The organism is Pseudoalteromonas sp., from assembly GCF_018402495.1.
GTDB lineage: Bacteria > Pseudomonadota > Gammaproteobacteria > Enterobacterales > Alteromonadaceae > Pseudoalteromonas.
The window spans coordinates 111,475-127,184 of record NZ_JAGYIU010000001.1 but is presented as its reverse complement, the minus strand read 5'-3'; the positions used below and the strand labels follow the sequence as shown (position 1 = coordinate 127,184).

Below are 15,710 nucleotides of genomic sequence, written 5' to 3'. Positions count from 1 at the left end.
GCTGAGTTTATGATAGGGTCTGTTGACCTTTTAAGGTTGAATTTGCAGCAGCCTGTTTGGTATTTAGGCAAGGCAGAGCCTATGTGGTGTGGTTATTCCCCATAAATAGGCGATAACGCAGCATCAATACCAAACAGGCACTGCCCTTCGGGTTCTGCCTAGGGGCGATTTACTCTTTGTTGCTCGGTTTTGACTTAGCCCACTAGGTTACAAACCTCGCGCCGCGATTAAACCGCTCCTAGTTTGAACAAATTTTAATCCACAAAGGTCAACAGACCCTAATCTTGGTTGCTTACTTCGTCTTCGTTTTGTTGTGTTTCGTCTTCGGCAAGTGGCCAGCCACCTAGTTGCTGCCAACGATTAACAATTAAACAATATAGCTCGGCGGTGCGCTCTGTATCGTATAGCGCCGAATGCGCTTGTTTGTTATCAAACTCTATTCCTGCAGCACGACACGCTTTAGCTAATACCGTTTGCCCTAATGCTAAACCTGCGAGCGAGGTTGTATCAAAGCTTACAAACGGGTGAAATGGTGTGCGCTTGATATTATTGCGCTCAATAGCCGCATTTAAAAAGCCATGGTCAAAAGCGGCATTGTGGGCAACTACTACTGAGCGCTGACAACCTGCTGCTTTTTGCGCTTTACGCACCACTTTACAAATTTCTTTAATCGCTTCTTCTTCGGGGACTGCACCGCGAAGTGCTGAAAAAGGCTCTATACCATTAAACTCGATGGCGGCTTGCTCAATGTTTGCCCCTTCAAAAGGTTGCACATGAAAATGAACAGTATGATCTATACTAAGTAATCCTTCGTCATCCATTTTTAAAACAGATGCTGCAATTTCTAATAGTGCATCGGTTTCTTTGTTAAAGCCGGCGGTTTCAACATCTATAACAACGGGAAAAAAGCCGCGAAAGCGTTGTGCGAAAAGGGTTTGCTCAGTATTTGACATAGTCTTCTTGGTTTATAGGTATCAGCTGACTATTATGTCAAAATTGAGGGCCTGTCGGCTAGGGGATTTATTGATTAATTACAGTTAAACTATAGGCATGTTACTTGCTAAGTAATTAGCGTTTACGCCAAGTTATTTGCTGTTGCGTAAGGTTTTATGGTTTTTGTCACTTTTTTGGCAGAGCTTATTGGAGAGTTCTTATGAAGTATAAGTCGTTATTTATTAGCCTCAGTATTAGCAGTATACTGTATAGTTTGAATACAACTGCGGCGATGCGCCAATATACTGCTGACCAAGATAATTCAAACTGGAACTTAGTTAAAACAACTCGCTTACAATGCCAATTAAATCATGAAGTTCCCTACTATGGTGAGGCTATCTTTAAAGCATCTGCAAGTAAAAACAAAGATCTCACTTTTAATTTAGACATGGTGGTACGCCCAGAGAATTATTCTATTGCCGCTTTAAAAGCTGTCCCGCCAAGCTGGCGAGCGGGACACCCCGCCCGTGATATTGCCGATATGAAATTACTTAAAAAGTTTGATGGTGAACTAGGCAACAAAACAGCGTGGGAAATGCTCACTGAGCTTGAAAAAGGCAATCAACCTACCTTTTATTACCAAGACTGGCAAAATAGTACCGATAAAATTGCCGTGGGCATGTCTAATATCAACTTTAAGCACGCATATTGGGCGTTTTTACAATGTCGCGACGAGTTACTGCCGTATAATTTTGAAGATATTTCGTTCACTATAATGAACTACGAATCAAATAGCAGTAAATTAACCAAATCATCGCAGCAACGCCTTGATAAAATTGCTGAATATTTGAAAAACGATCCCAGCATAGAGTCAATTAATATTGCATCTTATACCGATAGTTACGGTGGTCGCTGGACTAATCTAGATCTATCCAGAGCTCGTGCTAAAGCAATTAAAGATTACATGGTGACTTTAGGTGTAGACGAGGCTAAGGTGATTACTGAAGGCTTTGGTGAAAAGCGCTTTGTAGATACCAATGATAATATTTTAGGCCGTGATAAAAACCGTCGTTTAGTGATTCAAATCGCAAAAATGTAAATTGCCGCTCCCTCCTCGACCGACAGTGTAGTTTACAACGCTTTCGGTCAACACCTATCATTTAAGAGACGTCAAAAATTTTTATAGCGCACAACCTTGTTATTAAGTCATTAACATTTAGATTTTTATTTTTCCATTTATATTAGGGTCTATTGATAATTTGGGCTTTTTAAATACAGTTGTAAATAGAAAATTACATTTTATTTTGTCTCTTTTATGACAAAACTATTTAAGTTTTGCATAACTAGTTATATCTTGCGTGTCTCTTACGTTTGATCAGGATCATTAAGTGCTTAAAAATAAAACAATAGGTAGCATGTTAATTGTTGCAGGAACCACCATAGGTGCAGGCATGCTCGCCTTACCTATCGCCTCTGCAGGGCTGGGTTTTAATACCGCGATGGTGTTAATTGTCGGTTGTTGGTTACTTATGACTTACACCGCGTTGCTCATGCTTGAGCTACACCAATATGCCCCTCGCGACGCCACATTAAATACCTTGGCTAAACTTTGGCTTGGTAAACGCGGCCAATATGTAGCAAACTTTTCAATGATATTCTTATTTTATGCGTTATGTGCTGCGTATATTGCTGGCGGCGGTGCTCAACTACAAGAGCGAATTAATACGGGGCTTAACTTAACTATTGCCCCCCAGTTAGGCTCCATTATTTTAGCGGTGGTGATTGCAGGCGTAGTCACTTTAGGCACCAGTAAAGTCGATAAGCTTAATCGTGTGCTGTTTAGTATAAAAATAGTGGTGTTAGCTAGCTTATTTTATATGTTAACGCCCTATGTGCATGGCCAGCACTTGCTGGAAATGCCGGTTGAAAAGGGGCTTATATTATCAGCTATTCCTGTGGTGTTTACCTCTTTTGGGTTTCATGGCTCTATTCCCTCTATTGTTAAATACGTTGGCCTTGAAATAAAAACCTTACGCAAAGTCATGATTGCAGGTGCCTCTTTACCGCTGGTTATTTATATATTTTGGCAAATATTAAGCCAAGGCATAATGAGCCAAGAGCAATTACTACAAAGTGAAGGATTAACTGGTTTTGTAGCCAGTGTGGCAGGTATTGCTAATAATGCGAGCGTTTCTACCGCGGTTAAACTTTTTGCTGATTTAGCGCTGGCAACCTCATTTTTAGGGGTGAGCTTGGGGTTATTCGATTTTTTTGCCGACACATTCAAACAAGCAGACACCGGTGCTGATAGAATTAAAACCGCGCTTATTACCTTTATTCCTCCGCTTGGATTTGCTTTATTTTACCCACAGGGGTTTATTATGGCATTAGGCTACGCAGCCATTGCTTTAGTAATATTGGCAGTATTTTTACCCGTTAGTATGGTGTATAAACAACGCCAAAGTGTTGAAAAAGAGGGTTATAAGGTACGTAGTGGTAATATTGGTTTAGCTATAGCCGCTTTGTGTGGCATTTCAATTATTAGTGCGCAATGTCTCCAAATGGCTGGGCTAATACCTGCAATAGGCTAATACCCAATAATAAGTAATATTTATCACCCCAAATATCAGCTTGGGGTGATTGCCATTAAAAAGCCAAAGTTAAAATACCATCGCTTTTCCTCGACCGCTTTGCTCTGACGCTGCATCTAATTTGCCATCGTTATTAATAATCACATGCATATCACCAAAGTGGTGTTCATCCACTGTGTAACCCATTTTTATCAGCTGTTGTTTTACTGACGGCTTTAAGCCTGTATGTGCTCTGATCACATTTTTTGGCCATAATTGATGATGAAAGCGCGGGCTATTTACTACATCATCTGCGCTCATTTTAAATTCAACCGCGTTAAGTATCGATTGGTACACCGAGCTAATAATGGTGGTACCGCCCGGCGACCCTGTTACCATTTTTACTTGGTTTTTACTTAGTAATATGGTTGGGGTCATAGAGCTAAGCATACGTTTCTGCGGCTGAATTTCATTTGCTTTGCCGCCAATGGCACCAAACACATTCATAACTCCAGGCTTGGCGCTAAAGTCATCCATTTCATCATTTAAAATAAAGCCTGCACCTTCAACCACCACACCACTACCAAAACCTAAATTAATGGTGGTGGTATTAGCTACAGCGTTACCCATTTTATCGACAATGGAAAAGTGAGTAGTTTGCTCGCTTTCTTTTAAACCGGGTTTAATATTTTCGGTGATTGAAATAGCCTTTACATCAACACTGCTGCTGCGGTTTTTAAGGTAATTTTCAGCAAGTAATTTTGTTGTTGGTACTTGGTAAAAATCAGGGTCGCCTAAGTATTCTGCTCTATCGGCAAACACTCGCTTGCCTATTTCAGCAAGTAAGTGCACATATTCTAATGAATTATGTGAGTGTGTAGCTGTAGACTTTTTTAGCTCATACATTTTCAGCCATTGTAATATTGCAATACCACCAGAGCTTGGAGGCGGTGAAGTAAGCACTTGGTAGCCATTCCAGTTCGCTTTTATGGGAGTCCGCGATTTTGCACGGTAATTTTTTAAGTCATCTTGATTAATGATCCCGCCATGTTGCTTCATGAACTGAGTGATAATGGCTGCAGTTTCACCTTGATAAAAACCGTCTTGGCCATTATCGCGAATGCGTTTTAGTGTCGCTGCAAGATCGGGTTGTTTAAAAAGCGTACCTGCCGTGGCGCTTGCAAAATAGCTGGCAAAATTTACATTAATTTTTTTATTATTTAGATGCGCTATGTAGTCTTCAATTAACGCTGCCAACTTCTTAGGCACAATAAAGCCCTGCTCTGCTAATGTTACCGCAGGTTGCACTAACGCTTTCCACGGTAACGTACCATGCTTTTTATGGGCTAACCACATCCCTGCGACACTGCCAGGCACGCCACTAGCATGAATGCCATAAATAGACTTATTTTCAATTACTTGCCCCTGCTCATCTAAATACATATCGCGATGCGCGGCACTGGGCGCGGTTTCGCGGTAATCTATAAAATCACCTTCGCCATCTTTATGAATAAGCATAAACCCGCCACCACCAATATTACCCGCCTCAGGAAGGGTAACGGCTAGTACAAATTGCGCTGCAATAGCGGCATCAACCGCGTTACCGCCCTGTTGTAACACGGCCTTTGCAACATCGGCGCTAAAAGTATCAGGCATAGCAACGGCACTTTGTTTGGCAGCAAGATTAAAAAAGCATAATTGTATGATCACAACAGTGCTGATAATTAACTTGCTTGGTGAAAAGAGTGATCTCATACCATATCCTTAGGTTATTTTTATACATCGATGACAACATTAATGCATAGCAACAAACGCCAGGTCAATATTTAAACGCAACATTTACAGGGTTTAGAGGTTTTTAACTTAACTACATGGCTTTGAATAAAATACAGCAGTTAAATTTGAACCGTCATCGTCAAAATTTGTATGGGCATTCATTAAAAGTTCCGATTAAACAGGCAACTGTGTTTTCTACAACTTTTTATTCAAAATCTAGTTGAGCTGGCCTTGTATTTTACCAAAACTAAAAAAAGAGAGCCCCTGACGGCTGTTAGCTTTTATTCTACTATAGTGCTTTGTTAGCTATGCCTTTTTGGCTCGATAACGAATTTTCCAAATACGCAATTTAGTGGGAAATAAATTACCAAATAAATAGCTAAGAAAAGTAAAAATTCTATATAAAAAGGTAGATCTTTTAGGTTTATTATTGAATCAGTTAAATAGCTGCTAACAAACGATGTAATGATTGCAGATAAAAATATAACGACTAAGTTTGAAGTTTTTTTATTCATGTAAATCCTTTTAAAAAAGCTAATAGCTTAACATGACCCATTATTGTAGTTAGCCCCTCCCCTAAAACGGGAGTTTATACATTGATTAATAGTTCTACTAAACAAACTATTTGTAAACAACCAAGTTCCTAAAATAGAAAAACGAGCCTGATTGGGCTCGATTTTTTTTACTGATAGCTAACAGCTAAAAACTGAGCGCTGCTCTTTTACTCCGGCTCATACCCCAAGTTAGGCGATAACCACCTTTCGGCTTCTGCGAGCGTCATATTTGTTCGCTTGGCGTAGTCTTCTACCTGATCCTTCTGTATTGCAGCAACGGCGTAGTATTTCGCTTGTGGGTGTGAAAAGTACCAACCCGAAACCGCAGCACCTGGCCACATGGCGTATGAGCTGGTGAGCTGCATACCAATGCGCTTTTCGGTATCGAGTAGTTGCCAAATTTTCTTTTTCTCGGTGTGCTCTGGGCACGCTGGGTAACCCGGTGCTGGGCGGATACCTTGGTAGTTTTCGCGAATGAGTTCATCGTTAGGCAGGTTTTCATCGGGTGCATAACCCCAATACTCTTTACGCACTTGTTCGTGCAAGTATTCAGCAAACGCTTCAGCGAGCCTATCAGCAACCGCTTTTACCATTATTTTATTATAGTCGTCTTGCTTGGCATCGAACGCATTGGCGAGGTCGTCTTCTTCTAGGCCGCCTGTTACCGCAAACGCACCAAAGTAATCGGGTGTGCCTTTTGGCGCAATGTAATCGGCTAGGCAGTAGTTAGCAAAGTCGGTTTTTTCGGTTTGCTGGCGTAAATGACATGAGGTAGTTAATAGCTCTTTTCGCGTTTCGTCGGTGTAAATTTCTATATCATCGCCCACGCGGTTTGCAGGGAATAAACCAATAACACCTAATGGCTGTAAACTGCCTGACTTTTCAAGTTCATCGAGCATGTCGTTGGCGTCTTTAAACAAGCTTTGTGCTTGTTCGCCCACTACTTCGTCGGTCAATATGCGCGGATATTTACCGGCGATTGACCAGGTCATAAAGTACGGCGTCCAGTCTATGTATTTACGTAAAGTCGAAATTGATACATTTTTAAACTCGGTCACACCCAGCTTTTTCGGCACGGGTGGTGTGTAGTTATCCCAATCGAGCTTTGCAGCATTATCGCGGGCGCGCTGTATGGTAACTGGTTTTGAGCGCGGCTTTTTGCGTGCTTGTTGTTCGCGTACTTTGTCGTACTCGGCGGTGGTTTTAGCTAAAAATTCTGCTTTATGCTCTTTAGAAAGTAAATTAGACACCACACCCACCGCGCGGCTGGCGTTATTTACATACACCACGCCTTTATTATACTGCGGCTCTATTTTTACTGCGGTATGCGCTTTTGAGGTGGTTGCCCCACCAATCATGAGCGGTAGCTCAAAGCCACGACGTTTCATTTCTTTGGCAACGTGTACCATTTCATCAAGCGATGGGGTAATTAAGCCCGAAAGGCCTATAATATCGGCTTTTTCGTCAATCGCGGTTTGCAGTATTTTATCTGCTGGCACCATTACCCCAAGGTCGATTACTTCGTAGTTATTACATTGCAGTACTACACCTACAATGTTTTTACCTATGTCGTGCACGTCACCTTTTACGGTGGCCATAACAATTTTACCGTTGGTGGCGCCCTCTTCTTTTTCGGCTTCAATGAATGGGTCAAGGTAAGCGACCGCGCGTTTCATTACCCGAGCAGATTTAACCACTTGGGGTAAAAACATTTTACCCGCGCCAAATAAATCCCCAACCACGTTCATGCCATCCATGAGTGGCCCTTCAATGACGTGAATAGGTTTATCTGCGCCAGCACGGCACTCTTCTGTATCTTCATCTATAAAGGTGGTTATGCCTTTTACTAGGGCATGCTCTAGGCGTTTTTCAACCGACCAAGTGCGCCATTCTAAATCTTCTACCCGCTCAGCTTGTGCCATGCCTGAATATTTAGGCGCAAGTTCAACAAGACGCTCACCCGCACCGGGGTCGGTGTTAAGAATTACATCTTCTACAGCTTTGCGAAGCTCCTCGGGGATGTCGTCGTAAACCGCAAGTTGCCCTGCGTTTACTATGCCCATATCCATACCCGCTTTTATAGCGTGGTATAAAAACACCGAGTGAATCGCTTCGCGTACTGGGTTATTACCTCTAAACGAAAACGATACATTCGATACCCCACCCGACACTTTACAGTACGGTAAGTTTTGCTTAATACGACGGGTGCCTTCAATAAATTCTACAGCGTAGTTGTCGTGCTCTTCTATGCCGGTGGCAACGGCAAATATATTGGGGTCGAATATAATGTCTTCTGGCGCAAAGCCAATTTCATCAACTAATATTCTGTAACTACGTTCGCATATTTCGTATTTTCTATCGGCGGTATCGGCTTGACCTTCGGTATCAAACGCCATTACAACAGCAGCGGCGCCAAAGCGTTTTATAATTTTAGCTTGGTGTTTAAACGGCTCTTCACCCTCTTTGAGTGAAATGGAGTTAACAATGGCCTTGCCTTGAATACACTTTAAGCCTGCTTCTATTACTTCCCATTTTGAGGAGTCGACCATAATAGGTACTTTAGAAATATCAGGCTCTGAGGCAATTAAGTTTAAAAACTTCACCATGGCGGCTTTTGAGTCCAGCATGGCTTCGTCCATGTTGATATCAATAACTTGGGCGCCATTTTCTACTTGCTCGCGGGCCACATTTAGGGCGGTCTCGTAGTCTTCTTCCATGATCAAACGTTTAAACATGGCCGAGCCAGTTACGTTAGTACGCTCGCCGACATTGGTAAATACTGCAATTTGTTGGGTCATTGGCGGCTCCTTAATTTAAGTTACAGGCTTCTAGGCCTGATAAACGCATACGCACTTCAAGCTCAGGTAATTTTCGTGGTGCTGTGCCTTCAAGCCCTTTGGCAAAGGCACGAATGTGCGCAGGCGTAGTGCCGCAGCAACCGCCAACAATATTAATAAAGCCCGATTTACCCCAATCTATGATCTCTTTTGCCATGTCGTCTGCTTCTAAGTCGTATTCTCCAAACTCATTGGGTAAGCCCGCGTTAGGATGAACAGAGACAAAGGTTTCGCACACACGTGATAGCTCTTCAACGTATTGGCGCAATAAATCTGGCCCAAGGGCGCAATTTAAGCCAATTGAAAGCGGCTTAATATGGCGAATAGAGTTATAAAATGCTTCGGTGGTTTGCCCTGAAAGCGTACGGCCTGAGGCATCGGTAATTGTGCCCGATATCATTACCGGTAATGTACGCCCTGCTTGTTCAAACGCTTCTTCTACTGCGAATGAGGCGGCTTTTGCATTAAGCGTGTCGAATATGGTTTCGATTAAAATTATATCTACACCGCCCTCCATAAGCGCAAGGGTCGACTCAACATACGCAGTCACTAACTTATCGAAGGTGATATTACGATAGCCGGGGTCGTTTACATCCGGCGATAACGAACAGGTTTTAGATGTTGGCCCTAAAACACCTGCTACATAGCGCGGTTTCTCTGGGGTTTTAGCGCTAAATTCATCACATACAGCGCGAGCTAACTTAGCTGACTCTAAATTAACTTCACGGCTTATACTTGCCATGTCGTAATCTTCCATCGAAATGGTGGTCGAGTTAAAGGTGTTAGTTTCGATAATATCGGCACCAGCCGCTAAAAAGCTGCGGTGTATTTCAGTAATAATTTCAGGCTTGGTTAGACTTAATAAATCGTTGTTACCTTTAATAAGCACATGCCAATCTTTAAAACGTTCACCACGGTAGTCTTGCTCTTCAAACTTATGCGCTTGGATCATGGTTCCCATTGCACCATCTAAAATTAAAATGCGCTGTTTGAGCGCAGCGCTCAGCTGTTCATGCTTATTGTTTTGAGAATTATTCGGCATAGTTGTTAGTCCTTACGTCTTGGCTAACTAAGTTAATATCATAGGGTGTGGTTTGGTAAACGTAATAATTTAACCAGTTTGAAAACAGTAAAAACGCGTGGCTTTGCCATGTTTTAGACGGTTGTTTACTGGCATCGTCATCGGGAAAATAGTTTTCGGGCTTTGGCGCATCAGGGCTTTTTTGTAAATCGCGCTCATATTCGGCTTTTAAACTGTCGGCATCGTATTCTGGGTGGCCGGTAATAAACACTTGGCTGCCCGATTTATTTTTAAGTAAATACGCGCCAACTCGTTCAGAGCCCGCCAATACTACCAGCTCTTCACAGGCGTTTATTTTATTAATATCTATGTGGCCATAACGTGAGTGCGGCACTAAAAAGGTATCGTCGAAACCCCGAGTAAGTGCACCATGGGCAAAATAGCATTGATGGGTAAACACCCCACACAGTTTATTGTCTTTTAAATCGCGCTTTAAATTATAACGGTGGTACAAAGCAGCGTGAGCCGCCCAACACGAAAACAAGGTAGAGGTTACATGTTGCTCGGCCCAATCAATAATCACTTTGAGTTCTTCCCAATACGCCACCTCTTCATACTCTAAATGTGCCAAAGGGGCACCGGTAATTAATAGTGCATCGTAATTATTGTTTTTCACTTCTGAGAAATAGCGGTAAAAGGTATCTAAGTGTTGCTCTGAGTTGCTACTGCTGCGATGCGTATCGAGGCGCAAAAGCTCTACATTTACTTGCAGCGGAGAATTAGCCAACAAGCGAATAAACTGTACTTCGGTTTCTACTTTATTAGGCATAAGATTAAGAATAGCCAAACGCATAGGGCGTATTTCTTGGGTTTTTGCACGCGTTTTAGGCATAACAAACACGTTTTCATGGCGTAATCGTGCAATAGCCGGCAATTCGTCTTCTACTGTAATTGGCATCCTTAAAGCTCCTGCTCATAAAAACTGAAATTTAATACGCTCTCATTATGAACAGAATGTGAAAAATATCAACCTCTAGATGTATAGATGTCTAAATGAATTTATTCACGCGGTTTGTACAAATTGAATATGTACTTTAAAACAGCCCCATTCGTTGACTGTTTCACCTGTGAGCCACTACAATACAGCATTGAAATTTTTATTATTATTTGAAGGCTCCTTCCATGGTTTTACCTGATAAGTTTATATTCTCGATGAGTCGAGTATCTAAGGTTGTGCCACCAAAGCGCACTATCTTAAAAGATATTTCGTTGCATTTTTTCCCAGGCGCAAAAATTGGTGTGCTAGGTTTAAATGGTTCTGGTAAATCATCATTACTTCGCATTATGGCGGGTGTTGATGAAGAGTTTGAAGGTGAAGCTCGCCCTCAACCAGGCACTAAAATTGGTTACTTACCGCAAGAGCCTGTTTTGGACGAAAGCAAAACAGTTCGTGAAATTGTTGAAGAAGCTGTAGGCGAAGTAAAGCATGCACTTAACCGTCTTGACGAAGTGTATAACGAATACGCAATGGAAGACGCTGACTTTGACGCACTGGCTAAAGAGCAAGGTGAATTAGAAGCGATTATTCAAGCGCATGATGGCCATAATATCGATAACGTATTAGAGCGTGCTGCCGATGCACTGCGTTTACCTGAGTGGGATGCTAAAATTGAGCACCTATCGGGTGGTGAGCGCCGCCGTGTTGCTATTTGTCGTTTATTACTCGAAAAACCAGATATGCTGATTCTCGATGAGCCAACTAACCACTTAGATGCTGAGTCGGTTGCCTGGTTAGAGCGCTTCTTACATGACTACGAAGGCACCGTTGTGGCAGTAACGCATGACCGTTACTTCCTTGATAATGTTGCTGGCTGGATTTTAGAGCTTGACCGTGGTGAAGGTATTCCGTGGGAAGGTAACTACTCGTCTTGGCTTGAGCAAAAAGATGCCCGCTTACAGCAAGAGCAAAAATCTGAAAAAGCACGTCAAAAATCAATTGCACAAGAACTTGAATGGGTGCGTTCAAACCCTAAAGGTCGTCAAGCTAAGTCAAAAGCACGTATGGCACAGTTTAGCGAGCTACAACAGTCTGATTACCAAAAACGTAACGAAACCAACGAATTGTTTATTCCACCTGGCCCACGTTTAGGTGACCAAGTATTAGAAGTAAACAACTTACGTAAAAGCTTTGGCGACCGTGTTTTAATTGATGATTTAAGCTTTAGCATGCCTAAAGGCGCTATTGTGGGTATTATTGGTGCCAATGGTGCAGGTAAATCAACCCTATTCAAAATGTTAAGCGGTGAAGAGCAGCCAGATAGCGGTAATATCATCATTGGTGAAACAGTAGAACTAGCAACTGTTGATCAGTTCCGTGGCAACATGGACGAAAGCAAAACGGTATTCCAAGAAATCTCTGATGGCCAAGATGTACTAAAAATTGGTAACTTTGAGTTCCCAAGCCGTGCTTACGTTAGCCGTTTTAACTTTAAAGGTAACGATCAGCAAAAGTTTGTTAAAGACTTATCAGGTGGTGAGCGCAACCGTTTACACCTTGCTAAGCTGTTAAAAGCAGGCGGCAACGTGGTGCTACTGGATGAGCCAACCAATGACTTGGACGTTGAAACATTACGTGCTCTTGAGAATGCTATTTTAGAATTCCCTGGTTGTGTAATGTGTATCTCGCATGACCGTTGGTTCCTTGACCGTATTGCTACACACATTTTAGATTACCGCGACGAAGGCCAAATTAACTTCTTTGATGGTAACTACACTGAGTACGAAGAGTGGCTTAAAAAGACCCTTGGCGCAGAAGCTGCACAGCCTAAGCGTATTAAGTACAAAAAAATTGGCTAACAGCCACATTGAATAAGCTAAAAGCCCTGCATTTTATGCGGGGCTTTTTTATGCGAGCTATTTTATCTCTAAGCAAATTGGCGTGTTGAGCATTACCAGCTATGATTGTTATAAATAAAAACTTTATTGGGTAATTATGCAAAACCGTCGGCAATTTTCTCGTATTATGTTCTCTACAGCAGCGCAATTGGAAACGGCTAGCTCCCAGTATGCATGTACCCTATTAGATATTTCTTTACATGGTGCACTGATCACTAAAAGCGATGCCTTTACAGGCAACAAAAATGACGAAGCAATATTACGTTTTACCTTGCCACAAAGCGATATTGAAATAAAAATGCCGGTGGTTATTCGTCATATAGAAGAAAATCATATTGGTCTTAAATGTCATAACATTGATATAGACAGCATTACGCATTTAAAGCGCTTGGTTGAACTAAACCTTGCTGATGAAACATTATTACACCGTGAGCTTGAAACGCTTATTTACCAAACATAAATAGACGCACTGCGTGAAGTTGATTACCATAATCAAAAATAATTAAACGACGCAGATATGAGTTTAAATCCCAATCTACCTTTAGTTTATCATCCTAATTACTCGTTTAGTTTTGATCCCAAGCACCGCTTTGTAATGAGTAAATTTGCGCAGCTACACCAGCATGTTAAAACGCTTGGGTTAGCTGGCGATAATATCATTGAGCCACCACATGGTCGTGTTGAAGAGTTAGAAATAGTGCACTGTGAAAACTACATTCACGATTTATGGCATAACCGCCTAGGTGAAAAAGCCATGCGCCGAATTGGCCTACCTTGGTCGCAAGAACTTATGAATCGTACATTTACCGCCCCATTAGGGACATTGCAAACCGCGCGTTTAGCGCTAAAAAGCGGCCTTGCGTGCCATTTAGCGGGCGGCACTCACCATGCCCATAGTGATTTTGGCTCAGGCTTTTGTATGGTGAACGATTTAGCTTTTACCGCACAAACGTTAATTCAAAACCGTGAAGTCACAAACGTACTGATTTTTGATTTAGATGTTCACCAAGGTGATGGCACAGCAGCCATGTTGGCTCATCAACCTTATGCGTTTACCTGCTCAATACACTGTGAAAAAAACTTCCCATTTAGAAAGTCTCCTAGCGATTTAGATATTGGTTTAGCCAATAATATGCAAGACGATGAATACTTAGGTATAGTTGATGATACGCTGCAATTTTTACTAAACGAGCTAAACCCCGATTTAGTTTTGTATGATGCTGGTGTAGATATTTGGCAAGAGGATGGCTTAGGCAAACTCGATATTAGCTGGCAGGGAATAGAAAAACGCGATCACTTAGTACTTAAGCGCTGCCTAGCAAATAACACCCCGGTGGCCACTGTGATTGGCGGAGGTTATGACAGAGATCACCAACGACTTGCAAAACGCCATGGTATTGTCATAGAACAAGCGGCTAGCTTTTAAATAAAAAACACCTAAATCAAGCTACTCTTTAAGGTAAAAGTTGAGATTATTATGCGGTTATTCACATTAGTATTATTGTTTTTTGGTTTAATTGCGCCGATAGCCGCAGAAGAGCCGCCCGAGCTCCCTCCTTTAGACCCTAAATATGAAGCAGAGCATGCCATGGTGTTGGTTAACAGTGGTTCAAGTGTATACGCCATTAGTATTCCAGACTATGAGCCTCCTTATAATATGCACATTATGTACAAGGTTGATGTATCAGATATTCCGTTTTTAGACTTAGTACGTGATGCTGAGTTAGTTACAGTAAAACCCAAACCGTTTAATATTCAACGCTTAATGCGAGGCGAAGAAGTCGCGATTACCGCAGATGTGTACCTTGGAGATTATAGACAAGGAGGTAGCTTAGTTTACAGTGATAAATTAATAGAGCTTAGCGAACAGTTATTTACTCGTGAACTAACTGATTTAAGCCCAGCCTCAAAATGGCAGCAGTACGATATGGTTACGTTAAAAAATAATGAGCGTATTTATATTCACCAAATAACTCAACCGCCAAGCTATCATCATATTATGTTTGTTGATTTAAGTGGCGCCTGTTTACAAAAATTTCGCACCTCAACTGAAGTGCCCTCTGCTGGTGAGCTCAATTATAAGTTTATAAATTGTGGCACATTGAAACCCATGTTTTATGATGCTGAAAGCTTAAGTCAATAATTTAGCTTTATTTTAGAAATGAAAAAAGGCTCCTCGCAATGCTCAGAGCCTTTGGTTAACTTTGGGAATTAACTCGGTTCATTGATCGTATAAGATCAGTTTAGCGCCACTAATTGTGGCGCAATTGTTTGATAATCTACCGCCATGGCAATACTCAAAGCGGTAATATTAATAATAGAAAACGCAAACACTTGGCGTGCCCAACGGGTGGTATCTATATTGTAGCGATACCCTCTAAGTGCCATTAATAACCACCAAAAACTCGTAATACAGGCAACGGCCATAAAGGCAGCACCGGTATAACCACTAATTGGCAATAGCATCACCACTAAAGCATATACCGCAATATAAAGCACAATATGGCGCTTAGCTTTGTTAACACCTTGCGCCACGGGCAATACTGGAATATTAGCGGCTTGATAATCTTTAAAGCGAAAAATAGCAATCGCATATGAATGCGGCATTTGCCACAAACTAAACATCACCAGCAGTATTAATGCGCCCATATCAAACACACCCGTAACGGCGCAATAGCCAACAACAGGTGGAACTGCGCCCGATAGACTACCAATAAAGGTGCCGTAAACAGAGTTGCGTTTCATGTAGAGGCTGTACACCCCTACATAAATGACATAGCCAAAGGCGGCAAAAAATACCGCCGCTTGAGTGGTAAAGGCGATTAATAAGCCAAAGCCAATTAGCCCTAATAACACGCCATGGCTTAAAGCGGCTTTTGCAGACATTTCGCCCGTTACAGTTACACGTGAGCGAGTACGCGCCATAGCAACATCAATGTCTCTATCAATAACATTGTTTATGGCACATCCCGATGCAACAACAAGCGATAAACCAACCAAGGTAACCAACATTAACCATGGGTCTATATCACCGCGAGCGGCGAGTAAAAAACCACCGGCAACGCTGATCAAATTCCCCATAATAATACCTGGCTTAGTAACAGCTAAATAACGACGAAACATC

At 42.0% G+C, this 15,710-nt stretch carries 12 protein-coding genes; 6 read left to right on the top strand and 6 right to left on the bottom strand.

Features of this window, described 5'->3' with window-relative positions; translation table 11 throughout:
- Window positions 1–278: 278 nt before the first annotated feature.
- Window positions 279–953 (bottom strand): ribonuclease T, encoded by a 675-nt coding sequence (gene rnt / locus KG708_RS00585; RefSeq protein ID WP_213607664.1) that lies wholly within the window; start codon window positions 951–953, stop codon window positions 279–281.
- A gap of 200 nt (window positions 954–1,153) precedes the next feature.
- Here rnt and KG708_RS00580 point away from each other — a divergent pair, with 200 nt between their 5' ends.
- Together KG708_RS00580 and KG708_RS00575 are read left to right on the top strand one after the other, a co-directional pair.
- The gene (locus KG708_RS00580; protein ID WP_213607663.1) at window positions 1,154–2,032 is read left to right on the top strand and encodes an OmpA family protein; all 879 of its coding nucleotides are present in this window, start codon (window positions 1,154–1,156) and stop codon (window positions 2,030–2,032) included.
- Window positions 2,033–2,321: 289 nt separating this feature from the next.
- The gene (locus tag KG708_RS00575; RefSeq protein ID WP_213607662.1) at window positions 2,322–3,524 is read left to right on the top strand and encodes an aromatic amino acid transport family protein; all 1,203 of its coding nucleotides are present in this window, start codon (window positions 2,322–2,324) and stop codon (window positions 3,522–3,524) included.
- A 69-nt stretch (window positions 3,525–3,593) separates the two neighbouring features.
- On the opposite strand, the gene ggt is transcribed toward KG708_RS00575, so the two are convergent.
- From ggt to metA, 4 genes are all read right to left on the bottom strand, one after another.
- Window positions 3,594–5,258, bottom strand: coding sequence for a gamma-glutamyltransferase (gene ggt / locus KG708_RS00570; RefSeq protein WP_213607661.1), 1,665 nt, complete (start codon window positions 5,256–5,258; stop codon window positions 3,594–3,596).
- 742 nt (window positions 5,259–6,000) lie between these two features.
- Window positions 6,001–8,631: a methionine synthase gene (gene metH, locus KG708_RS00565; RefSeq protein WP_213607660.1), complete on the bottom strand. Its 2,631-nt coding sequence runs from the start codon at window positions 8,629–8,631 to the stop codon at window positions 6,001–6,003.
- Between the two features lie 10 nt (window positions 8,632–8,641).
- The gene (locus tag KG708_RS00560; RefSeq protein WP_213607659.1) at window positions 8,642–9,712 is read right to left on the bottom strand and encodes a homocysteine S-methyltransferase family protein; all 1,071 of its coding nucleotides are present in this window, start codon (window positions 9,710–9,712) and stop codon (window positions 8,642–8,644) included.
- The gene (metA, locus tag KG708_RS00555; RefSeq protein ID WP_008111930.1) at window positions 9,702–10,649 is read right to left on the bottom strand and encodes a homoserine O-succinyltransferase; all 948 of its coding nucleotides are present in this window, start codon (window positions 10,647–10,649) and stop codon (window positions 9,702–9,704) included. The genes KG708_RS00560 and metA overlap by 11 nt, the downstream gene beginning before the upstream one ends.
- A gap of 224 nt (window positions 10,650–10,873) precedes the next feature.
- Between metA and ettA the strand changes: the two genes are divergently transcribed.
- From ettA to KG708_RS00535, 4 genes are all read left to right on the top strand, one after another.
- Window positions 10,874–12,547, top strand: a complete 1,674-nt coding sequence (gene ettA, locus KG708_RS00550) for an energy-dependent translational throttle protein EttA (protein ID WP_213607658.1) — start codon at window positions 10,874–10,876, stop codon at window positions 12,545–12,547.
- Window positions 12,548–12,683: 136 nt separating this feature from the next.
- Window positions 12,684–13,046: a PilZ domain-containing protein gene (locus KG708_RS00545; RefSeq protein WP_013464365.1), complete on the top strand. Its 363-nt coding sequence runs from the start codon at window positions 12,684–12,686 to the stop codon at window positions 13,044–13,046.
- A gap of 57 nt (window positions 13,047–13,103) precedes the next feature.
- Window positions 13,104–14,012 carry a histone deacetylase gene (locus KG708_RS00540; protein WP_213607657.1) on the top strand — a complete coding sequence of 303 codons (909 nt, stop codon included), beginning with the start codon at window positions 13,104–13,106 and terminating at the stop codon, window positions 14,010–14,012.
- 51 nt (window positions 14,013–14,063) lie between these two features.
- The gene (locus tag KG708_RS00535) at window positions 14,064–14,729 is read left to right on the top strand and encodes a hypothetical protein (RefSeq protein WP_213607656.1); all 666 of its coding nucleotides are present in this window, start codon (window positions 14,064–14,066) and stop codon (window positions 14,727–14,729) included.
- 95 nt (window positions 14,730–14,824) lie between these two features.
- Here the strand turns inward: KG708_RS00535 and cyoE are convergent, their stop codons facing one another.
- Entirely contained in the window at window positions 14,825–15,709 is an 885-nt protein-coding gene (gene cyoE, locus KG708_RS00530) for a heme o synthase (RefSeq protein WP_008111919.1), read from the bottom strand.
- Window position 15,710 lies beyond the last annotated feature (1 nt).

Coding starts and splice junctions, on each gene's coding strand:
- rnt (WP_213607664.1), bottom strand. CDS start 953: ATGTCAAATACTGAGCAAACCCTTTTCGCACAACGCTTTCGCGGCTTT.
- KG708_RS00580 (WP_213607663.1), top strand. CDS start 1,154: ATGAAGTATAAGTCGTTATTTATTAGCCTCAGTATTAGCAGTATACTG.
- ggt (WP_213607661.1), bottom strand. CDS start 5,258: ATGAGATCACTCTTTTCACCAAGCAAGTTAATTATCAGCACTGTTGTG.
- metH (WP_213607660.1), bottom strand. CDS start 8,631: ATGACCCAACAAATTGCAGTATTTACCAATGTCGGCGAGCGTACTAAC.
- KG708_RS00560 (WP_213607659.1), bottom strand. CDS start 9,712: ATGCCGAATAATTCTCAAAACAATAAGCATGAACAGCTGAGCGCTGCG.
- metA (WP_008111930.1), bottom strand. CDS start 10,649: ATGCCAATTACAGTAGAAGACGAATTGCCGGCTATTGCACGATTACGC.
- ettA (WP_213607658.1), top strand. CDS start 10,874: ATGGTTTTACCTGATAAGTTTATATTCTCGATGAGTCGAGTATCTAAG.
- KG708_RS00545 (WP_013464365.1), top strand. CDS start 12,684: ATGCAAAACCGTCGGCAATTTTCTCGTATTATGTTCTCTACAGCAGCG.
- KG708_RS00540 (WP_213607657.1), top strand. CDS start 13,104: ATGAGTTTAAATCCCAATCTACCTTTAGTTTATCATCCTAATTACTCG.
- KG708_RS00535 (WP_213607656.1), top strand. CDS start 14,064: ATGCGGTTATTCACATTAGTATTATTGTTTTTTGGTTTAATTGCGCCG.
- cyoE (WP_008111919.1), bottom strand. CDS start 15,709: ATGTTTCGTCGTTATTTAGCTGTTACTAAGCCAGGTATTATTATGGGG.